This window comes from Roseburia zhanii (assembly GCF_014287635.1).
GTDB classification, from domain to species: domain Bacteria; phylum Bacillota; class Clostridia; order Lachnospirales; family Lachnospiraceae; genus Roseburia_B; species Roseburia_B zhanii.
In genome coordinates this window covers 634,062-657,511 of record NZ_JACOPH010000001.1, presented here as the reverse complement: position 1 = coordinate 657,511, position 23,450 = coordinate 634,062, and the positions used below count along the sequence as shown (strand labels likewise).

17 protein-coding genes and 1 pseudogene are annotated in these 23,450 nt (G+C 40.0%); 2 read left to right on the top strand and 16 right to left on the bottom strand.

Going from position 1 to position 23,450, the window contains the following annotated elements; all coding sequences use genetic code 11:
• Positions 1-263 precede the first annotated feature (263 nt).
• Positions 264-488, bottom strand: coding sequence for a U32 family peptidase (locus H8S17_RS17220; protein ID WP_186866201.1), 225 nt, complete (start codon positions 486-488; stop codon positions 264-266).
• 243 nt (positions 489-731) lie between these two features.
• On the opposite strand from H8S17_RS17220, the gene H8S17_RS02940 reads away from it, so the two are divergent.
• Entirely contained in the window at positions 732-989 is a 258-nt protein-coding gene (locus H8S17_RS02940; protein ID WP_186866148.1) for a helix-turn-helix transcriptional regulator, read from the top strand.
• On the opposite strand, the gene H8S17_RS02935 is transcribed toward H8S17_RS02940, so the two are convergent.
• From H8S17_RS02935 to H8S17_RS02885, 11 genes are all read right to left on the bottom strand, one after another.
• The gene (locus H8S17_RS02935; protein WP_186866147.1) at positions 986-1,771 is read right to left on the bottom strand and encodes a hypothetical protein; all 786 of its coding nucleotides are present in this window, start codon (positions 1,769-1,771) and stop codon (positions 986-988) included. The genes H8S17_RS02940 and H8S17_RS02935 overlap by 4 nt on opposite strands.
• 205 nt (positions 1,772-1,976) lie before the next feature.
• Entirely contained in the window at positions 1,977-3,503 is a 1,527-nt protein-coding gene (gene galT, locus H8S17_RS02930) for a UDP-glucose--hexose-1-phosphate uridylyltransferase (protein ID WP_186866146.1), read from the bottom strand.
• Positions 3,504-3,704: 201 nt separating this feature from the next.
• On the bottom strand, positions 3,705-5,531 hold the full coding sequence (locus tag H8S17_RS02925; RefSeq protein WP_186866145.1) for an ABC-F family ATP-binding cassette domain-containing protein: 1,827 nt from the start codon (positions 5,529-5,531) through the stop codon (positions 3,705-3,707).
• Positions 5,532-5,718: 187 nt separating this feature from the next.
• Positions 5,719-9,390 (bottom strand): Ig-like domain-containing protein, encoded by a 3,672-nt coding sequence (locus H8S17_RS02920; RefSeq protein WP_186866144.1) that lies wholly within the window; start codon positions 9,388-9,390, stop codon positions 5,719-5,721.
• Positions 9,391-9,665: 275 nt separating this feature from the next.
• Complete coding sequence (locus tag H8S17_RS02915; protein ID WP_186866143.1) at positions 9,666-10,949, bottom strand: PLP-dependent aminotransferase family protein; 1,284 nt, start codon at positions 10,947-10,949, stop codon at positions 9,666-9,668.
• Between the two features lie 11 nt (positions 10,950-10,960).
• Positions 10,961-12,289 carry a replication-associated recombination protein A gene (locus H8S17_RS02910; protein WP_186866142.1) on the bottom strand — a complete coding sequence of 443 codons (1,329 nt, stop codon included), beginning with the start codon at positions 12,287-12,289 and terminating at the stop codon, positions 10,961-10,963.
• Positions 12,290-12,462: 173 nt separating this feature from the next.
• Complete coding sequence (locus tag H8S17_RS02905; protein ID WP_243237938.1) at positions 12,463-13,179, bottom strand: polysaccharide deacetylase family protein; 717 nt, start codon at positions 13,177-13,179, stop codon at positions 12,463-12,465.
• Positions 13,180-13,326: 147 nt separating this feature from the next.
• Positions 13,327-15,915, bottom strand: a complete 2,589-nt coding sequence (gene clpB, locus H8S17_RS02900; protein ID WP_186866141.1) for an ATP-dependent chaperone ClpB — start codon at positions 15,913-15,915, stop codon at positions 13,327-13,329.
• 262 nt (positions 15,916-16,177) lie between these two features.
• Positions 16,178-16,456, bottom strand: a complete 279-nt coding sequence (locus tag H8S17_RS02895) for an EamA family transporter (protein WP_186866200.1) — start codon at positions 16,454-16,456, stop codon at positions 16,178-16,180.
• Positions 16,457-16,566: 110 nt separating this feature from the next.
• Positions 16,567-17,034, bottom strand: a complete 468-nt coding sequence (locus H8S17_RS02890) for an Hsp20/alpha crystallin family protein (RefSeq protein WP_186866140.1) — start codon at positions 17,032-17,034, stop codon at positions 16,567-16,569.
• A 447-nt stretch (positions 17,035-17,481) separates the two neighbouring features.
• Complete coding sequence (locus H8S17_RS02885) at positions 17,482-17,643, bottom strand: hypothetical protein (protein WP_243237954.1); 162 nt, start codon at positions 17,641-17,643, stop codon at positions 17,482-17,484.
• Position 17,644: 1 nt separating this feature from the next.
• Here H8S17_RS02885 and H8S17_RS17065 point away from each other — a divergent pair.
• Positions 17,645-17,872: pseudogene (locus H8S17_RS17065) on the top strand (helix-turn-helix domain-containing protein); the annotation flags it as partial.
• A gap of 201 nt (positions 17,873-18,073) precedes the next feature.
• On the opposite strand, the gene H8S17_RS02875 reads toward H8S17_RS17065, so the two are convergent.
• The 4 genes from H8S17_RS02875 to H8S17_RS02860 all read right to left on the bottom strand — a co-directional run bounded on the left by H8S17_RS02875 (position 18,074) and on the right by H8S17_RS02860 (position 23,443).
• A complete protein-coding gene (locus tag H8S17_RS02875; protein ID WP_186866139.1) occupies positions 18,074-19,813 on the bottom strand; it encodes an ABC transporter ATP-binding protein in 1,740 nt (579 codons plus the stop codon).
• A 1-nt stretch (position 19,814) separates the two neighbouring features.
• Positions 19,815-21,569 (bottom strand): ABC transporter ATP-binding protein, encoded by a 1,755-nt coding sequence (locus tag H8S17_RS02870; protein ID WP_186866138.1) that lies wholly within the window; start codon positions 21,567-21,569, stop codon positions 19,815-19,817.
• 192 nt (positions 21,570-21,761) lie between these two features.
• Complete coding sequence (locus tag H8S17_RS02865) at positions 21,762-22,391, bottom strand: TetR/AcrR family transcriptional regulator (protein ID WP_186866137.1); 630 nt, start codon at positions 22,389-22,391, stop codon at positions 21,762-21,764.
• Positions 22,392-22,507: 116 nt separating this feature from the next.
• A complete protein-coding gene (locus tag H8S17_RS02860; RefSeq protein ID WP_186866136.1) occupies positions 22,508-23,443 on the bottom strand; it encodes an acyl-CoA thioester hydrolase/BAAT C-terminal domain-containing protein in 936 nt (311 codons plus the stop codon).
• Positions 23,444-23,450 lie beyond the last annotated feature (7 nt).

Here is a 23,450-nt window from a genome sequence, read left to right as displayed (position 1 = left end):
TTTTTACCTTTAAAAATATCATTAATTTTCTTCCATGGGAATTCTTCCAAACCTGGTTGTCCAAAAGATTTACAATACGGACACCTCATTTTACCTACATCTGGATTCCATGAATATCTGCGTTTACATCTAGAGCATTTCTTATATATAGGCACCATAGTCATACAAATCATCTCCTCTATCTTCTAATATGTTATTTAAATTAAGCTCTTACTCTTTAAAAATTCCTTAAGTAAATAACATTGATCAATAATTTAGACTTTTTAATAATAACAATTATATAAATTTGTACAATTTAATGTTTTTTCTACATGATACTCTTTTTGGTTTTCTAATTCACAGATATAATGCTTAACACGTCTCACATCAGTAATAATAGAATTAATATCGTCGTTTCTACCCACAATTTTCACACTAGATACTCCCATGTCATAAAACTGTTTTAAATGGCACAGACCACACGCGTTTTTATGGTATAACCTCCTGATTTTTCTTCAGTTTAGCAAAAAGATATGACACCATATGTCGCCTTGTATATTTTCCTGATTTTTTGCATAGACTTATTTTGTCTATGAGTTCCACATTTTGTCCTGTTATAGGACATTTTTTACTGGATATTAGTATAGCATTATTCCTGTCTTAATACAAGACAATCGAAACTTGGATTTTAAAATCTTATGGTTACTGTTTACCGGAATATCCATGAACAGTAATCTCTTATGGAGGTTGCCATGGCAAGGATCATCGACAGCAGTCAGAAGAATCTGATTGGTAAAAAAGTAAAACTTTTACGACAAAAAAAGCATCTCAGCCAGCAGGAACTTTCTGCTAAACTTGAGACGCTTGCTATTTATATCTGCAGGGGCTCGATCTCCCGTATTGAAGACCAGAGCCGCACGGTCACAGATATTGAACTTTATGGACTCTCGATAGTGTTAGATACACCGATCGAAGATCTTTTTGATTTAGAAAATATATCTACTTCTTAGAAGGTTGCCTGTCCGTCCGGATCATCTTCATTATCATCAAAGAAGTCATCCGGGAACTGGTAATCATACTCATTATTAAACTGGTACTCCTGCAAACCATCTTTTATGTCTTTTGAAAAATCTGCTGATAATATAAAAACAAAAAATGCCACAATAAAGAGTACGATTGATAATGCAGAGGTAACAATTCCGGCAATAGGCATTGCTTTTGATGTTCCCTTTTTTGTCAGCTGGATAATACCAAAGATGATCGCAGCGATCGCTAATGGAATATTGATACAGGTACAAAATAGCACCAGTGAGAGGATTCCTAATACCATCGATGTAATTCCGAATGCCTGACTGACCGGCTGGTATGGTTCTTTATTTTCCTGATAAAATCCCTGTGTGGTATTCTGGGTATACGCATCTGTTCTATTATATTCCTGCTCTGTATGTGCCTGTCCGTATGGATCAGCTTCTGCTCCATTCTGCCTATATGTATCTTGTTCGGCTTCGCTCTGCCCATATGGATCTTGTCCGGCTTCGCTCTGCCCATATGGATCCTGTCCGGCTTCGCTCTGCCCATATGGATCCTGTTCGGATTCGCTCTTCCCATATGGATCCTGTCCGGCTTCGCTCTTCCCATATGGATTTTGTTCAGCTTCGCTCTTCCCATATGGATCCTGTCCGGCTTCGCTCTGCCCATATAGATTCTGTCCGGCTCCGTTCTGCCTATATGGATTCTGTCCGGCACTATCCTGTGCATTAGTTTCTTCTGTATCAAACATATTTTCACCCATTTTTTTCACTCCATTTCTATTGATATAGTTCATAACGATTCCATACTTTCATCGTTACTGTTTTTTACTGTCAGAATCTCTTGCAGCGGTCAATATCTGATCTGCACACCAACGTTATCATACCACATTCTGCTTCTATCATGCAAGAAAAGAGCGAAACCTTTCGGCTCCGCTCCCATTCTATGAAAATTCATTTTTTGAACTATTATACGCTCTCCACGAAACGCATAAACGCTTTTCTGCCTTCTTCTGTGCATTTATATACACCTGCGTCCTCTAATACTTCTGAAAATACCAGTCCGATCTCTTTCCGGATGATTTCTTCAATATTATCTTTGGTAACTGTATCATATTTCGGTAAAAATTCTTCTACCCAGTCTGCGTGTTTTTCTAATACTTCATCACTGCGGAAGTCTTTACCGTTTAAAATTGCTTCCTGCAATGCTGCCATCTCATCTTTTAAACGTGCCGGAAGTACTGCAAGTCCCATAACTTCGATCAGTCCGATGTTTTCCTTTTTGATATGATGCAGTTTTGCATGTGGATGATAAACACCTAACGGATGTTCTTCTGTTGTGATATTATTACGCAGCACTAAGTCTAATTCAAAGAGATCTCCACGCTTTCTTGCGATCGGTGTGATCGTATTATGCGGCTCTCCGTCTGTTTCGGCAAATACAAATGCTGCTTCATCTGTATAACCTCTCCATGCTGATAAGATCTTATCTGCCAACTCGATCAGACGGTCTTTGTCTGCGCAGTCTAAACGGATAACGGACATCGGCCATTTTACAATACCTGCTTTGACATCGGAAAATCTTTCAAATGAGATTTCTTTTTCTACCGGTGCTTTTGCCATTGCAAATTCATAGTGACCGCCCTGAAAATGATCGTGGCTTAAGATAGAACCTCCAACGATCGGAAGATCTGCATTAGAACCAACAAAATAATGTGGGAACTGTGTTACAAAATCAAGCAGTTTTCCAAAGGTTGCTCTCTCGATCTTCATCGGAGTATGCTGTGAGTTAAACACGATACAATGTTCATTATAATATACATATGGTGAATACTGGAAAAACCAGTCACTCTGGTTGATCGTCACCGGAATGATCCTGTGGTTCTGTCTTGCCGGATGATTGACTCTGCCTGCATAGCCTTCATTTTCTTTACAGAGCAGACATTTTGGATAACCGCTCTGTTTTGCAAGTTTTGCTGCTGCGATCGCTTTTGGATCTTTTTCCGGTTTTGACAGATTGATCGTAATATCAAGTGTTCCATACTCGGTATCTGTTGTCCATTTCAGATCTTTTTTTATCCGGTATCTGCGGATATAATTAGAATCACAGCTTAAGGTGTAAAAATAATCTGTTGCTGCTTTTTTATCATTTTTATAAAGTTCGTTAAATTTGGAGATCACTTCACTTGGTCTTGGCACTAAAAGACTCATGATCTTCGTATCAAACAGATCACGATAAACAATGCTGTTTTCTTTTGTAATGCCATTCTCATATGCATAATCTAACATTTCTGTTAAAATGTCTTCTAATGCTGCCTCTGCCGTTTCTCTTGTCATGCACTTATTTTTACCATGCGCTGCGACAGCTTCATCTTCTAATTCATCTAATTGAAATAATTCTAACAGACGGTTAATGCTAAAACGTTCATCTTCTGCTTCAATCAGCCCTGTAAGTTTTGCATATTCCACTAAATCTAAAATTCTCTCCTGAATCATACCCTTCACCTTTCTCTTGTTTATCCCAATATTTTTCATAAAATAAGTATACCTTCCGGTTTTTGAAATTACAATCACAGTGCTTTTGTCTGCAACATTTTTACCATATTTCTGCAACAAGAATCTGCTGTAAATGACGATCAGCAGACAGAGTCCTTCTTGTTCTGACCATATGAGATCCATTCGGATATGCACATGTTATCATCCGTTGGCTGTGCGGATACGTTCTGCTAATTCTTCTAAATATTCCCAGCGTTCCATTTTTTCTAACAATTCTGTTTCTGCTGCTTCTTTTTCCTGTGACAATGCATTTAGTTTTACAAAATCACTGGCATTTTTTGTCATTTCCTGTTCTAATGATGCGATTTTTTCCTCTAAGGAAGCGATATCAGCTTCGATCGTTTCATATTCTTTTTGTTCTTTATATGTGAATTTTATTTTTTTCTCATGCGTCCTTGTTCTATTGGAATCTTTGTTTTCTGCCGGCTGTAGTTTCGTACTGCTTTCTGAATCGTCCCATTCTTCTTTTCTCCGGTTGTCGTAGTCTGTATATCCGCCTTCGTACTGTCTGATCTTTCCATTTCCTTCAAATGCAAAAATCCTTCGTGCCACTCTGTCTAAAAAATAGCGGTCATGTGATACCATGATCACGATCCCATCATAGGTATCTAAATAATCTTCTAAGATCATCATGGTTTCGATATCGAGATCATTCGTCGGTTCATCTAAGATCAAAACATTTGGTGCTTCCATCAGTACCCGAAGAAGATTTAACCTCCGTTTTTCCCCACCGGAAAGTTTTCCGATCGGACTATACTGCTGGGATGGCGGGAACAAAAATTTCTCGAGCATTGCAGATGCTGACACCAGGCCATCTTCTGTACGGACATATTCTGCTGTATTCCGGATATAATCGATTAATTTTTCCTCAGGATCCATATAAGCAATTCCTGCTTTTTCCTCTGTTTCGATCTCCTGTGTATAATATCCGATCTTGATCGTCTGTCCTACCGTCACCGTTCCGCTATCCGGTAAGATCCGTCCGTCAATGATCTTCATTAATGTTGTTTTTCCACAGCCATTTTTGCCGACGAAACCGATGCGGTCATGTTTTAAAAATATATAATTAAAATCATTGATCAGGCAATGCTCTCCATAAGACTTTGAAATATGTTCCAGTTCGATCGTGGTCTTTCCCATTCTCGAAGACACTGAACCTAATTCTACTCTTGCATCCTCGGTAATCCCCTTCTGGTTCTTTAAATTCTCATAACGCTGTATATGTGCTTTCTGTTTTGTGGAACGTGCCCTTGCGCCACGCTGCATCCATGCGATTTCTTTCTTTAAAATACTCTGACGTTTCCGTTCACTGGCTCTTTCGCTGTCTTCCCGCTCTGCTTTTCTTGCTAAAAAACCGGAATAATTTTCCTGATAGCTGTAGATCTTCCCTTTGTCGATCTCAATGATCCGGTTTGTCACGCTGTCTAAAAAATAACGGTCATGTGTCACCATGACAAGTGCGCCACGGAATCTTTTGAGTTCCTGTTCTAACCATGCTGCCATCTCACTGTCTAAGTGGTTGGTCGGCTCGTCTAAGATCAGGATATCACAGGGACAGAACAATACGGATACCAACGCTAACCGCTTTCTCTGTCCACCGGAGAGTTCACCTGTTTTCTGTGTAAAATCAGTGATTCCAAGCCTTGTCATCATTGCCTTTGCTTCCATCTGCTCACTGCTTGTCCCATGATGTGCTGCTAATTTTTCTACACTCGTTAAGATATCATCCTCCGGATCAAATTCCGGATCTTGCGGCAGATAATGGATCACTAGATTGTTTGCACGTACAACTGTGCCGCCATCCGGCTCTTCATAACCTGCCATGATCTTTAGAAGTGTTGATTTTCCGGTTCCATTGATCCCGATCACGCCTACTTTTTCACCCTCTTGCAGATAAAAAGAAGCTTCTTCTAACATCTTCCGCTCTGTATATGATTTTGTAACCTTCTCAACTGTTAATATATTCACAAATAAAACTCCTTGTCTGTATGATGTCTTCTCCTATTGTGGCACCGATTGCTTGAAAATGCAAGAAATAAAGAACCACACTGATCATCTAACATGATAACCAGTGCGGTTCTTTCATATACTATGTTATCTGATATACGAATTGCTTCGTTGCAACGCAGCTCTCACAATCCTATACATCAAACTATTATTTTGTAACGGTTACTGTTACTTTTGTTTTCTTACCGTTGAAGGTCTTAACAGTGATCTTTGCTTTACCTTTCTTTACTGCTGTAATCTTACCATTTGCATCTACTTTTGCAACTTTCTTGTTGCTGCTTGTAAATGTAATCTTATTACTTGCAGTATTCTTTGGAAGTTTTACAACGATCTTCTTTTTCTGGCCTTTTTTGAGTTTTACTTTTGCAGCCTTGACTCTTACTTTCTTTGGTGCTGCTTTTACAGTTACTTTACAGGAAACAGTCTTTCCGTCTGCTGTTGCTGTAATCGTTGCAGTACCTTTCTTCTTAGCTGTGATCTTTCCTGCAGAAGATACTGCTACAACACTTGATTTGCTTGATTTCCATGTTACTGTGCTATTTGTTGCATTTGCAGGTGCTACAGTTGCCTTTAATGTATATTTTTCCTTAACACCAAGTGTCAGTTTGCTCTTATCTAAGGTTACTTTTGTAACGGCTACTGTCTGTTTGTCCGTGGAAGGTGTTGGCGTCGGTGTTGTATTTCCACCATTATTATCATCTTTACCCGGGGTTACAGCAGTTCCTTTAGTTACAACAAGCTGCGCTGTTACTGTTGCATTATTCTCTGTTAATTCTTCGTCATAAGTCATCTTTAAGATCGGTGTGCCATCTGCTGCCCAGTGTACACGTTTTAATCTTGCATGACGGCATGGATCATTTAATGGTTCAGTGTTATAAGTAGATGTTGTGCCATTCCATCCGCAATGCTGATAATTATGAGATGTTGGTCTTGCATGATATACGAAGATCGCATTTCCATCCTGATCTACGGTAAAGGAGTTATGTCCCGGTCCTTCTTCACCATCCACATCACGGGAGGTCAGTAATGGATACGGATTTTTCGTCCAGTTGTTGATATCTAACAGATCGCTTCCTGCTTCTGCTGTCATCATACCGATACAATACTCAGAGCCTGTTCCTGAGTTAGAGAAACACATGAAGATCTTGCCATCTTTCTGTAATACAGTCGGTCCTTCATTTACCTGATATCTGATCTTCTCCCATCCATACTCCGGTGTTGTCAGACGGATGCAGTGGGATGTCAGCTGCCATGGCTGTTCTTTATCTACTTTTGCAAGGAACAGATCTGAGTTGCCATATGGTTTTCCTGCCCAGATCACATAAGCTTCTCCATTGACAGCATCTTCAAAATATGTCATATCCAGATTGAAAGAAGTTGCAAAAGGCACTTTTCCGGATTGCGTATCATTAGCCATTGGGCGCATTGCATAATCCTGCCAGTCAGATGCATCCCCGGATGCTTCTAATGCAGTTTCATATGGATCTTGATCTCCATCTAATACTAATGCATGGCAGTTGATTCCGAACACATTACTGCTTTCACTTTCTGTAAAATACACTACCCAGTAATTTCCTACACGGTGGATTTCCGGAGCCCAGATATAACGATATCCTTTGCTCGCTTTTCCGCCATCCTGCTTCGTATATCCCTGATTACCTACTTTCCAGATGGTTACCTGCTTACTTCTATCCTGCAGCTCTTCTAAGGTTCTGCCTCGTCTTAATACCACACGGTCATACTGCTGTGTGTTATCATCATCATCAATTGCATCTCCTTCTTCCGGGAAATAAGATCCTGTCATATAATAATATTTGGTCTGCTCATCCCAGAAAATACATGGATCTGCCATACCTTCTACATATTTTGTGGCATCATAGTAATTTGTCTGTGTTTCTTCATCATAGTTATCTGCCTGATCTCCTGTATTTTCAGGATCATCCTCCGGCAGTTTGCTGTTATTTAATTTTTTCAGATTATTCAGATATTTTGTCTGGTTTACTTTACCTGTGATCGTATAAGTACCTTCTTTTGTCAGATCAACACCCTGCAATGCCCCACTCCAGTCGATGTTGAATTTCTGTGTAGAACCATCACTGTAAGTTGCATTGACACTTGGAAGCAGACTAGAAAGTGTCGCTTCTGTTACATTATCTGTTGTCTTAACAGATACATCCGGTAATGTCTCTAAGCCTGTATTTACTACATTGCCAAGCTTATTTAAAATATGGTTATATTCTTCTTCTGTGATCGGAAATGCATTTCCTACTGCCAGATTCTTATCGGTTTCTACAAGATTCTCACCTTTTAATAAGAATCTGAAATTTGCTTTTTCTAATGCAGCTGCAGACAGATCTGTTGTTGCTACAACCGTATCATCATAATAAGCTACACCATCTTTAGATGTAAAGATATGTGTACCGTTAGAAGCTGTTGCATCCGGTGCAACTACTGTAAATACGCCGTCTACTTTTAAAATTCTAGGTTCTGTGATCTCTCCGGAACCTTTCTTTGCAAAGATCACGCCGCCGCCGTTATTTAATACTTCAAAATCTTTACCATCTTTGCTGACTGCCATATAGACGCTCTTTGTTTCCTGACTTAAGTTTGATGCAGATGCATAGAATGGTGTTGTTGTTGTATATACAGCAAGATAATATCCTTCTTCTAACGTTTTGACTGTATCATTCACTGTGATTGCATATGGTTCAGATGTAACACTTCCGATCGTAGCAGTTACATTTGCTGTTCCTGCTGCTACTGCTGTTACTTTTCCCTTGCTGTCAACTGTCAGTACATCTGTGTTATCGGATGCCCATTTTACAGTCGATGTACTCTCTGTTGTATCAAACGGCTCATATGATGCCGATAACTGTGCTGTCTTTCCTTTGTCTAAGGATGAAACACCGCTTACTGTTACTTTTGTCAATGGAATACTACTCATATCCACTTTTGTTTCTGTATACAATGAAGCAATTTCGTCTGCTGTCAATGCCTTTCCATAGAAAGAAATATCATCCATCAATGCACCTGCACAAGACCAGTAAGTTGCAAGGCTGGCACCGATACGGACATTTGTTTCTTCCGGTTTTGCAATTCCACTTGTACCTGCCATATCTTTAATCGTCTGAGCATAATCAATGGCATCTTCGCTCTCTACATTTTTAGCAGTAATGCTATGTGTAATGGCTGCTCCATCTTTGTAGAAAGTAACCCCTTCTGTGGTAATTGCCATGGTAACCATTGTCCAGTTTTTCTGCTTTAACTGCATATTACCAATACTAAAGTCTGTAAAATTACCATTCTGATCTGTTGTATTCCAATAAACCATCTGCTGGTTCATTGCAAGTGTTCCTGCTCTTCCGGTTGTAACAGGAGCTACCTCAAAATCTAACAGACATTTTCCACCGCCTGCTGTCCCTGTAGTAAGTGTCCAGAAGTTCACCGTAAATCCATTATCTACAGACTGTCCTGCAAATGGATTCTTCGGTAACAGTGCATCTGCACGGTCAGCATAGGACTGTTCTGTTAATTTCAGAACCTTTCCACGTCCTGAAGAAATGATCTCCGGTTTCTTTCCATTTCCTTCTGCCTCTAATTTGACAGTTCTTGTACCATCTGTCAGCGAATTACCATCTTCTGACACTGTAAAGTCATTAAAATCATAATTCGCAAGTGCTGTTGCAACAATCGAATCAGATGCAGCATCTCCGTCTCCGGCTGCTTCTTCTGCAAACGTTGTTACCGGAACTGATGTTGACAGCATTCCCAATGTAAGCAGCAATGCTGTCCCTTTCTTCCACAAATGTTTTCTTTTCATCGCATATCCTCCCTTTCGTTTTTAAAAAGCTCTGTCAGCCTATGCTGGAACTGACAGTCTGCTCATGTTATTAGTATCTCTTTTTCTTTTTGTGGAATCAATACACTTTTTTCTTATTTTTGTTTAATTTTTTACTACTATTTACCATAACTCTATAAACCCGGTACTTTTCTATGCAAAAAAATCCCATATCAGAGAGATAAACGTTTCTCTGATATGGGAAATATATCTAATTTTATTATTATTCTAATGAGATTCTGAACAATCTCTTGTTTTTACTCTGCTAACAATTTTTCGATGCTGACTAATTTTACGCAGACAACAAAGATATTTGCTGCAAGTTCTAAGTCCTCTAAACTCGGATAGGACGGTGCGATACGGATCACAGAATCTTTCGGATCTTTTCCATATGGGAATGGTGCTCCTGCCGGTGTCATCACAACGCCTGCTTTTTTGGCTTTCGATACAACCTCTTTTGCACAGCCTTCTAAAGTTTCATAACAGATGAAATATCCGCCCTTTGGCTTGAACCAGTCACCGACTCCGCGTCCTGCTAATTCTGTATCAAACAGATTTAAGATCATTTCAAATTTCGGACGTAAGATCTCGGCATGTTTTTTCATATGCTCTGTCATGCCATGGATATCTTTGAAAAATCTTACATGACGCAGCTGGTTTACTTTATCATAACCGATCGTCTGCACTTTTAACTGTTTTTTGATATCCTCTAAGTTGTTTGCAGATGCTGCAATGGCTGCTACACCGGATCCCGGGAAACTGATCTTTGATGTGGAACAGAATTTATATACCATATCCGGATTGCCTGCACGCTTACATTCGGATAAAATCTCAATCAGATGATCCTGATCAATATCATATAAATGATGAACACCATAAGCATTATCCCAGTAGATCCTGAAATCTTTTGCTGCCGGTTTTAATCTGGCAAAACGGCGTACAGTTTCATCCGAATAAGTGATTCCCTGTGGGTTTGAATATTTTGGAACGCACCAGATCCCCTTGATCGCATCATCTTCGGCTACTAATTTTTCTACGATATCCATATCCGGTCCGGTAGAAAGCATCGGTACATTGATCATCTCGATACCGAAATGTTCTGTGATCGCAAAATGTCTGTCATATCCCGGAACAGGACATAAGAATTTGACTTTATCTAATTTACACCATGGTGTACTTCCCATAACTCCGTGTGTCATAGAACGTGCAACTGTATCATACATGATGTTTAAGCTGGAGTTACCATAAATAATGATATTTTCAGGATTACATTCGATCATGTCACCGATCAATACTTTTGCTTCCTGAATACCATCTAATACGCCATAGTTTCTGCAGTCTGTGCCATCTTCACAGGTAAGATCCACATGGCTGTTTAACACATCCATCATTCCCATGGAAATATCTAACTGCTCTTTAGATGGCTTTCCCCTTGACATATCTAATTTCAGTCCCCGAAGCTGATATTTTTTGTATTCTGCTTCTAACTGTTCTTTTTCCTGCAATAATTCTTCTTTTGTCATCTCCTGATATGATCTCATTTCATTTCCTCCTATGACTCTGTGATCTGTTTTATGTATTCTAAATATTCAGATACCTGTTTTTCATAACCATTTTCTGTCGGATGGTAAAACCGTTCTTCTGTCAGTCCGTCCGGAAGATACTGCTGCTTCACATAATGTCCCGGATATGCGTGTGCATATTTGTAACCAATGCCATGCCCTAATTTATCTGCTGATTTATAATGTGCATCCTGCAAATGCGTTGGGATCGGAGCTGTCTTGGTGTGTTTTACGATATCAAGTGCCGCATCGACTGCCATATAAGATGCATTGCTCTTTGGTGCTGTTGCAACATAGGTAACTGCCTCTGCTAATGGTATCCTCGCCTCCGGCATCCCTAAGCGTTCTACTGCTAATGCTGCGGATACTGCCACGTTTAAGGCATTCGGATCAGCCATCCCGACATCTTCTGCTGCACAGATCATGATCCGTCTTGCAATAAACCGGATGTCCTCACCCGCATAAAGCATTCTCGCCAGATAATAAATTGCCGCATCAGGATCAGATCCCCTCATACTTTTGATAAATGCGGATATCGTATCATAGTGATTATCTCCGCTTTTATCGTATTTTACAACTCTTTTCTGGATACATTCTGAAGCAACTTCCAAAGTAATGTGGATCTTGCCATCTTCACTGCGGTTTGTCGTCAGGATACCAAGTTCGATCGCATTTAATGCTGACCTTGCATCTCCATTGCTGATATCCGCCAGAAAATCCAGTGCATCTTCTTCAATGACTGCACCATATGCACCCATGCCTTTTTTCTCATCTGTGGCTGCTCTTATCAAAAGTGTCTTAATATCTTCTTTTGACAAGGATTTGAGTTCAAAGATCACTGATCTTGAAAGCAAAGCTCCGTTGACTTCAAAATAAGGATTTTCTGTCGTTGCACCGATCAATATGACTGTACCGTCCTCAACAAACGGAAGCAGATAATCCTGCTGCCCTTTATTAAATCTATGGATCTCGTCAATGAACAGGATTGTCTTTCTGCCATACATCGCCCGGTTATTTTTTGCCTGCCCTACGACTTCTTCCATATCTTTTTTACCGGCAGAAGTTGCGTTGATCTGTGTAAATTCTGCACTGGTCGTATTTGCGATCACTTTGGCTAATGTGGTTTTTCCTGTTCCCGGCGGTCCATAAAATATAATAGAAGAAAGTTTATCTGCTTTGATCGCACGATACAGCAGTTTATCTTTCCCTATGATATGCTGCTGCCCTACGACTTCTTCTAAGGTCGCTGGCCTCAGTCTGGATGCTAACGGGGATTCTTTTTCCTTATTTTGTTCTAACATATAATCAAATAAATCCATTTATCTAATCTCCTGCAAACTGCCTACGTTATAAGATACATGAATTTCTATGATTTTACAAGACCTTTTTGCAAGGTTCTTTGTGAAATCCTTCATTTTTGGTTTCTATTTGTGCAAAGTTGCCTTATTTTTGCTTCTTATATGCATAGTATCCCACTCTATCTTTCATCAATTTAATCAAACAGGATCTCGTCTACTGTCACAAAAATATACCCTTCCTTCGTTAAAGCATCTGCCACCTGAAAGGCTGCGGATACAGATGTTTCCGATGCATCATGCAATAAAATGATGTCCCCATCCTGCACCTGATCTAAAATACGTTGTGTTACAGCAGCTGCATCGGGTGTTTTCCAGTCTAACGGATCAACATCCCACAGCACTTCGATCATCGTCGTTTTATAATCGAGATTACTTTTAAAACATCCATATGGTGGGCGGATGTATTCCGGATTTTCGCCTGTGATCCGGCTGATTGCCTGATTGGTCTTATCTACCTGCTGTACTGCTTCTGCATCACTTAACGTACTTAAATTCACATGTTCATAGGAATGATTCCCGATCAGATGCCCATCCTCATACATCTGTTTTACGATATCGGGATATTTTTCCACTTCTGCACCCAGCAGAAAGAACGTGGCTTTTACACCACGTTCCCTAAGTCCATTTAAAAGTTTTTCTGTATATTCCGGATTTGGCCCATCATCAAAAGTAAGTGCCACTTTTTTCTCAGTTTCATCTTTCACTGCTCTGCCTGCAACTGTCTGTGTCTGTACTTTCGCTGCGAATTCCTGTTTGGTAAAATCCATGATCCCATGCTCTGCCATGTATCCTGCAAACATGCAAAGCAGGAAGATATCCATCCCTGCTAAAAAGTTCTGCACCCGTTTCATATCATCACTTGCCAGTCTTTTCTTACTATATTATATGCAGGAATTTTCTGACAAATTCCGGTTCGCAGGATGCCTATAAACGAAACAGTACCTGAACACTTGCTGTTCAGGTACTTATGACAGTGATCCGGATAATTGCAGACTACATTATGCATGTCTGACTTCTGCACTTAATGCATCATCTTTCACATCAATATAGATTGTATCCCCGCCTCTTACCTGATCGGCTAAGATCAGTTTTGCGGATAATGTTTCTACATGCTTTTGCAGATAACGTTTCAATGGTCTTGCACCATATACCGGATCATATCCCTGTTCCGTAATATATGCTTTTGCCGTATCAGAGAGTGCTACTTTGATCTCCCTGTCCGCAAGCCGTTCGTTTAATTCCTGTATCAACAGATCAATGATATGTCCGATATTATCTTTTGTCAGCGGCTTAAACATGATGATCTCATCTAACCTGTTTAAAAATTCAGGCCGGAAATTGCCACGCAGTTCCTGCATAACAGCGTCTTCTGCTTCTTTTCTGATACTGCCATCCGGCTCAATGCCTTCTAACAGATGGGCACTTCCTAAGTTTGAGGTCATGATAATGATCGTATTCTTAAAATCAACGGTCCTGCCCTGTGAATCAGTAATACGTCCATCATCTAATACCTGTAACAACACGTTAAATACATCCGGATGTGCTTTTTCCACTTCATCAAATAGTACAACGGAATATGGTTTTCTACGGACTGCTTCTGTCAGCTGGCCGCCTTCATCATATCCGACATATCCCGGAGGCGCTCCGATCAGACGTGACACGGAATATTTCTCCATGTATTCCGACATATCAAGTCTTACCATATTGCTCTCATCATCAAACAGGCTTTGTGCCAATGCTTTGGCAAGTTCTGTTTTTCCGACTCCGGTAGGACCTAAGAACAAGAAGGAACCGATTGGTTTTGTCGGATCTTTGATGCCTGCTTTTGAACGGATGATCGCTTCTGTGACTTTTGTAACACCATCGTCCTGGCCGATCACTCTCTTATGAAGTTCTTCATCTAAGTGTAAAGTTTTATTTCTCTCGCTTTCTGTCAGTTTTGCAACCGGAATACCTGTCCAGCGGGAAATGATCCTTGCAATTTCTTCTTCACTGACATTTTCATGCACTAACGATAAATCTTCTGTTTTTGCTTTTTCTTCTTCGATCTCTAACTGTTTCTGAAGCTGTGGCAGTTTTCCATATTGCAATTCTGCGGCTTTTTCAAGATCGTAATTCTGCTGTGCCTGTTTGATCTCGCCTTTTAAGGTTTCTAATTCTTCCCTTAATTTCTGCACATGTTCGACAGATTTCTTTTCATTATCCCACTGTGCTTTTTTTACGGAAAATTCATCTTTTAATTCTGCTAATTCCTTCTGTAAGGCAGCTAACCGTTCCTGACTCAAATGATCCGTTTCTTTTTTCAATGCCGTTTCTTCTATCTCAAGCTGCATCACACGACGGTTTAATTCATCAAGTTCACTCGGCATGGAATCTAACTCTGTCTTGATCAGTGCACAGGCTTCATCTACAAGGTCGATTGCTTTATCCGGCAGAAATCTGTCGGAAATATAACGGTTTGACAATACGGCCGCCGATACTAATGCGGCATCGGATATTTTAACGCCATGGAACACTTCATACCGTTCTTTTAAGCCACGTAAAATCGATATCGTATCTTCTACGGTTGGTTCATCGACCATAACCGGCTGGAATCTTCGCTCTAAGGCTGCATCTTTTTCAATATACTGACGGTACTCATCAAGTGTAGTTGCACCGATACAATGCAGTTCACCTCTTGCTAACATCGGCTTTAACATATTGCCGGCATCCATTGCGCCGTCTGTCTTGCCTGCACCGACGATCGTATGCAGTTCATCAATGAACAGGATGATCTGACCATCGGACTGTTTGACTTCGTCTAAGACTGCTTTTAAACGTTCCTCAAATTCACCTCTGTATTTTGCTCCGGCAACTAAGGCACCCATATCAAGTGCAAACAGTTTCTTATCTTTTAATCCTTCCGGTACATCCCCTCTTACGATACGCTGTGCTAAACCTTCTACAACTGCGGTTTTACCGACACCCGGTTCACCGATCAGCACCGGATTGTTCTTTGTCTTTCTCGATAAGATACGGACAACATTGCGGATCTCTGAGTCCCTGCCGATAACAGGATCCATTTTCTGTTCTTTTGCCATTGCAACTAAATCGGTTGCATATTTATCTAATGTATCATAGGTTGCCTCCGGATTGTCTGAGGTTACTCTCTGGTTTCCCCTAACCGTTGACAATGCCTGTAAGAAACGATCTCTTGTAATGCCATATTCCTTAAAGATCTCTTTCATGGCAGGGTTTGGATATTTTAATAATGCTAAAAACAGATGCTCAACGGATACATATTCATCCCCCATCTGTTTTGCTTCATCTTCTGCACTGATCAGTACTTTATTTAATGCCTGGCCAACATAGACCTGTCCGCCGGACACTTTTACTCTTTTCTCTAAATGACGTATGGCGTTATCCATAAAATGTTCTTTATTGATCTCCATTTTCTCGATCATTTTCTGGATCAGACCGTCTTCCTGCCGCATCAGTGCTACAAGCAAATGTTCCTGTTCAATTTCCTGATTGCCGTATTCATAAGCAAGTTTTTCACAATCATTGATAGCTTCAACGGACTTTTGTGTAAATTTCTGTATGTTCATGGTAACACCTCCTGATTTATTTTCCTGATTTCTCTGTTTCTAATTGGAAATATAGCACTAGTTGTTAGCACTGTCAATAGGTGAGTGCTAATTTTATAAAAAGTTTACGATTTACAGTCAGTTTTCGGATATTTTCCACCAATTCCTGCACTACAAATCCTCTGCTGCTTACCACATGTTCACCGATCAGTATCGGCATCAGTAAAATAATACCGTAAAAATAGATCCTTCTTGTGACTGCAATGACCGGATATTCCCATTCTCAGCTTAAGCTGATCAATATCACGCCTGTAATGGCGATCACAAATCCAATAAAGAAATTCACGCCCTGTTTTTCCTTAAAAAAGATCCCTACCATAACTGCTACAAAAAACGGGGCACACGCCACAATGATTCCGACATTCGATGCATATGTGGTCGACAATGCTGTATTTTCCAGTAAAAAGTACAGTACCAAACCGGTAAGTGCAGCAGCAAAGCAAAGTTCCCGTTTTTTATCGCTGATCTTTACCGGATGCGGACTGACTAAAAAGAGTGCAATAAATAAGAGTTTCTATTTTCTTTTCTGATGCTTAAAAAAAGATACCGCCCCGGAACAAAATTCCGGGGCGATATCTTTTTTACCGGCTTTGAAAAATAAATTTTTAAAATTTATCCTTCAATCGCAATATATTTATTTTCTTCTACTGCTTTTGCAGCTTCTTTCTTCGGTACAAACAATGTCAGGATACCATGTTTGAATTTTGCTTTCACATCTTCCTGTTCAACACCATCACCTACATAGAAGCTACGTTCACATGCTCCTGCATAACGTTCTTTTCTGATATAATGTCCAGAATCTTTTTCTTTTTCATCTTTATCAAGTCCCTTTGCTGCACTGATGGTCAGATAGCCATTCTCCACAGAAGCCTTGATCTCGTCCTTTGTAAATCCCGGAAGATCGATCACTAATTCATAACCGTTATCTTTCTCCCTGATATCTGTTTTCATGATCCTTCCGGCTTTCTTACCATAGAGTTTCTTCTCAGTGTTACTCATTTCCTTATCCATAGCATCGAATGGGAAACCATCAAACCAGTCATCAAATAAATTCTCTCCAAAAATACTAGGCATCAACATAAGTCATCGCTCCTTTTCTTACTATGTATCCACTTTGTGGATACCTCATGCTTGTTTACCTTGTTTCCTTGGAACCGGGATGTTTCAGAAACCTTTGGAACTTTCGTTCTTTTTGTTCCCTTCCTTTGTTCTTGACTATGTTATATCACCATTTATTAGCACTGTCAAGAGGTGAGTGCTAATTTTTTTGTGAAGATTTTGTGAACGCTACGAGCCATGCAAAATAGCAAAAATAGACGCCTTTGCAAGTAAACTTGCATGGCGTTTATTTTTGCTATTTTATAGGGCGACAGCCCGACAGCGAGGGAATTCTTTCCCGAGCTGTGCATGTCGTATATCACAGCTTCGCACTCGATTTTCTTGATTTGGCCGCATTTTTATCACAAATTTTTGGAAAAATATATTCGTCTGATTTTCTTACCACATTTTACGACAACGACTTATGGTTTATACCACAGAAGGTACGGTTTCTGGCAAGTTCATTTTAGACATCTCGTTCTCCACATGAGACTTCTCTGCAATATGATTGTAGACATTCATTGTAATCTGTGCATCTGAATGGCCCATCACATACTGCATAACTTTGGGATTGACATTGTTCTCACCCAACGATAGCTGGCCTGCCCATGCTCCTGTCTGTATATGGTTTGATTATGGGGTTCTGAATAATTTTCTGAAAGAATGGGTGGTTCGAATGGATGAACTGAAATCCGGTGAGATTACCAGAGATGAATATTTTGAGTGGAAAATCAACTGGCCGTATACCTGTGATGATTGTGGAAAGTTTGAACCTAAGAAACAATGGCGCTCTGCAAAATCAGAACTCAGTGAAACTTAGCAAAACTTAAATTCGCTGCATTTTCCTCTTTGGCAAAAGAAAAAGCACTGTAAAACCAATAATCCACGGTTTTCAGTGCTTTTTTCATATTACTTTATTGAATATCCCTCATTCTGCCTATATAAGTGAAACTTAGCGAAACTTAAATTAAATCTCTTTCAGACAATTCAATTTGGATATTCACCAACTGTGGATTATTTCTCAGTGCACCAGTTTCCAACTTACCGCCTGCTGCCTTGCATCCACAAATCTCTTATAAATACCTTCCTGCTTCATTAGTTGCTCATGTATTCCCTGCTGCACAATTCGTCCTTTGTCAACAACCACAATCTGGTCTGCATGTCTGACCGTTTTTAATCTGTGGGCAATCATAATAATCGTTTTTTCCTTTGTAAGCGCATCTACTGCATCCATCAGATCCTTTTCATTCTCTGGATCAACATTGGCCGTTGCCTCATCTAATATAACGATTGGTGCATCCTTCATGATCGCTCTGGCTATCGAAATACGCTGCTTTTCGCCACCGGAAAGTGTAGCTCCTCCTTCTCCGATCACTGTATCGTATCCATGTGGAAGTTTGCTTATGAAATCATGACAGCACGCTTTCTTCGCCGCTTCCACCACTTCCTCATGGCTTGCATCCTGACGTCCGAATTTAATATTATTCTCAATGGTATCTGCAAACAAATACACAGACTGAAATACAAATGAAAAATTACGCATCAGACTGTTCATACTATAGTCTTTTACATTCACGCCTCCAAGTGTCACTTCCCCGGAATCCACATCCCAGAATCTGGCGATCAGATTGCAAAGTGTTGATTTTCCTCCACCAGATGGTCCAACAATCGCTGTCGTCGTTTTCTGTGGAATAGAAAGCGATACATCATCAATGATCTTCCGTTTGTCATAAGAAAACGAAACATTAGAAAGTCTGATATCGTAATTTTCCGGCTGCATCTCTTTGCCGTCGATATCCATGGTGTCCAACTCCAGTATTGCCTTTGCTTTATCCACACATACGCTTACCACATGTAAAAGGGAGGAATAATTTCCCGCGCATTCCAGACTGGAATAAAGCATAAATGCCGAGATTGTCATACCGATCGCATAGACCGCGCTCATAGTTCCATTGATATAAAAATATGCACTGCTTGCTACGATCACAGCTCCTGTGATTTTTGTTATCACGCTTTGCAGAAAATGATATGGCACAAACAGCATCTCCATTTTTGTGTTGATCGCCTTGCATGCTTCATTTGCATCGTTTAATCTTTTTGCCTGTTTTCCAAGCAGGTTGTATGACTTCACCTCTGATATTCCCTGCAGATACTCCATAATCTGTTTTACAAGCTCTGTATCACATACTACTTTTTGCTCTGAATCTTTTTTCCCTGCATTCTGCATCACAGAATTGACCCCAAAGAAAATAAGTACTCCTGCTGCAGCTATCAGTCCGATTCTCCAGTCAAAAATAAACAGCATAAGAATGATCATTGATGTTTCCAGAATTCCCTGCATGGTCAGCATAACCACTCTCGCAGCCACATCGCCAAGTATTTCCATTGTATTGGTTGTAATAGAAGAAATTTCCCCAATACTATTGGAATTAAAATATCCCATCGGCAGATAGCGCAGATGCTCTGCAATCTTGATTCTCATAAAAGCACTTGCATTATATCCACCTTCTGTCTGAAGCACTGTAGAATATCTCTTACAAATTACATCGATTACAATTGCAAGAACCATAATCGCAATGGAGCCTCCAATATATTTTCCTGTCGTTTTTCCACTCAGCAAACCCATCAGTATGTACATAATAGCCGGAATCTTCATCGCTGAGGCAAGAGCCTCTATGAGTCCGATCACCATCGACAGTTTAAATTTATTACCATTTTTCCTGCCTGAAAAACGAAAGAATTTTGCCAGAATTCCAAACATATCATTCTCCCTCCTTCACAGTATCTTTTACAGAAATATGAGCATTCCACATTTCCTTATAAAGTGGGCATGACACCAGAAGTTCCTCATGTGTGCCATGTGCTGTTACATTTCCATCATTTACAACAAAGATCTGGTCACTGTCCTTAACGGTAGAAAGCCTGTGTGCTATTACGATCAGGGTTTTCCCTGCTACCAATTTTGCAATAGAATTCTGCAGGATTGCCTCATTTTCCGGATCTGTGTAAGCAGTTGCCTCATCAAGGATCACGACCGGAGCATCTTTTAACATTGCTCTTGCAATCGAGATACGCTGTCTCTCGCCTCCTGACAGATGTCCTCCTGCGCCTCCTACAACCGTATCAAATCCATTCTCCAGCTGCATGATAAATTCATAGCATCCACTTTTCTTTGTCACCTCAACAACCTGTTCATCTGTAGCATTCGGATTTCCCTGTCTGATATTTTCACGGACCGTTTCATTAAACAGATAATTGTCCTGTGCAACATATGCAATTTTCCGGTTAAAATCTGCAAATGCCAGTTCTTTGACATCAACTCCACCGATTTTGATACTTCCAGAATCCGCATCCCACAGAGATGCCATCAGCTTTGCAATGGTTGACTTTCCGCTTCCGGAAGGTCCTACGATTGCATTTACCGTTCCTGCTTTCAACTCCATAGTTACGCCATGCAAAATCTCTTTGTCGTGATAACCAAATCTGACATCTTCAAGAGTAACGGAATTATCTTTTGGAACTCTTTCACTTTTCTCCGGACGTTCAAGCTCCGGCTGTTCCAGAATTCCTGCTACTTCTCCAACGATCACCCCAATCTTGCCAAGATCATCTGTATAGGAACCCACTGTGATCAACGGTCCTACGATTCCAAGTGATAAAATAATACAGATGACAAAATCAGAAACCGCAAGTGTTCCATTCGCTACATAATGTGCCCCAAACGGCAATACCGTAAGAAGCGTATAAGGTGTGACCACCATCATCAGTGCATGAAAGATCGAGCACCGTTTCATCCAGGAAATAAAGGAATCCGCATATTCAAAAGCCGCCTTTGTAAATTTGGCATAAGAACTTTCAGTCTTTCCAAATGCCTTTATTACTTCGATCCCGTCAATATATTCCACTGCCGCATCATTCAGATCTTTTGTTGTCTGAACCGTTCTCTCGAAACTTGGCTTATAATCCAGCATCATTCCAAAATAAGAGAACAGTCCAACAATAACCGGCACCAATGACCAGAGTGCCAGTCTCCAGTCTGTCAGAAAGAAATAGATCAAAATCACAACCGGTGCCAGCAGATTGGACGTGAATTCCGGGACAATATGCGCCAGTGTAGTCTCGATACTGTCGATTCTTTCCACCATGATATTTTTAAATGTACCGGAGGGTGTATCCTTCACATAACCCAGCGGCACCCGCGCCAGCTTGTCACAGCAGGTTTCTCTTATATTTGCGAGTACCGCAAACGTTGCTTTATGTGACAATGCTGTCGAGAGCGAATGAAACAGTTCTGCAATGATAAACGACAGTGCAATGAAAACTGCTTTTGCAAGATATGGTTCAAACTCCTTTTCACCACTTAAAAACAGCTTAACTACATCTGCAATGATAAAATACGGAAAAATCTTAAAAATCACATTTCCTATTGCAAGTAACACACTCCACACATAGGCAATTCTTTTTTGTCCGGCCCATGTCTGGATCCAGCTGACTGCCGACTTCTTTTTTTCTTTCACATCTGTTCACTCCTTACGTTCGTTTTATTGTTTCATTTTATTGTTTTACCTTCTGTTAGTTCGCACTAACCAACATATAATAAAATAGGTGGTTTACTGGCATCAACCACCTGATATTATTATCCTGTCTGAACTTTATTCAGAAATCCAGAACCTGCAACACACATAACCTATTCAGAATTCCTGTATCAGTTATACCGGAAATTCAATATTCCACAATCGTTCCCAGCCACCTGTATTAAATTCTTTCAGTTGATGCACGTTTTTCTTTGCAGTCTCCCTGTCTATATCATGCTCAATAATCTGAAATACTGATGAAAAAAATCCTGTATAGATCATATGCATAAGACTTTCCTCTACAGTCGGTATTTTGACACCGTTCTCTTTCATTTTTTCCATATAATTCAGGCTGGACTTCATTTCCCGCTCTACCATATTGTGTATGAATAATTCAAATTTTCCACTGTCTCCACATTTCAACAATAATCTGAAATTATCATAATGATCATAGATATAATCAACCATCTGCTCCATCCCATCACTGGATGTATCTGACATATTCCTTGTCTGATCACTGGCAGAAAGCTTTTCAAACTCCTCAACGATCTGGTCATAAATCTGATAAATATGTTCCATATAAGGATCCGTCAGTGCATCAAAAAGTGCCTCTTTCGTCGGATAATATTTGTAAAATGCGCCTGTAGTAAGTCCGGCATCTTTTACAATGTTTCTTAACGATGCTCCGGTCAAACCATCTTTCAGGAAATGTTTTCTGGCTGTATCTAATATATTTTTTTGTGTATCTTCTGCTTTCGTCGACATGCTTTTTGTATCCTCAAAATTTTCTTTTCATAAATATAACAGTGTTATATAGCACTGTTATATTTTAACTCATTATAGGAATTTGTCAAGTCTACTGTTTAGATTTTCTTTATCTTTTATCTATCTACTCTTTTCCATTTTGCAACAGCATTTCTTACCCGCTGGTCAATATCCAGTCGTGCTCTGCGACATTCTTCCGGATATTTTCTTGCTGCCTGAAATGCCAGTTTCACAAAGAGTCCGGAGCCAACCGGGAGCATTGTCTTTAGCATGCTATCTGGAAAAACAAAATGGGTTCCATGCTCATAAATTACAAACTCTAATCTGCATGTATGAGGGTGTTCTTTCATTCGCTGTTTCATTCGGCGGATATATTTTGCAGTGTCCCACAACACATCATCTTCCGCACCAATCAGCAATAACGTTCCATGGATTTTTTCAATCTTGATCATCTCGTCTTCTGTGATTGGATGAGCCTTTTCCGAGTCATCAAACAGTTTTCTCGAATTAATCATATCACCGGTCCGTTTTGTTTCTTTCTTAATCACATGCCAGTAATCCGGATGTTTGTAGCAAAATGGCATATACGGAAGGGGTTCTCCTTTGTAAGAAAAAAGAGATTCTCCTTCAATCGGCCATTCCTTACAGCCATCTTTTTTGCCCTGCATAAACCCCTGCCAGATAAAATCACTCGGTGTCAGACCTATCGTTAATGTAATATCCTCAAAATAAGAAGCGGCAGTCAATGCAAGTGTTCCTGTAGTAGATGCCCCGACAATTCCTATCTTCTGATTACTATTCATTTTTAACCAATTGATTGCTTTCTCTATACGTTCCAATGGATAATTATGATGTCCATAATCTTTTTTTCCAGGTGACATTGTCATCACATTCACACCGAGTTTATGTAGCCATTTCACGGATGTACGCGCCAGATAATCCTCTGGATCATCTCCGATCATTGCTATCATTGCACAGTCTGAGCCTGTTTTACATTTCCAATATGCTCCATAAAATCCATCTGTTTCCACATCAAAATGTCTTTTCTTCATTTGTATC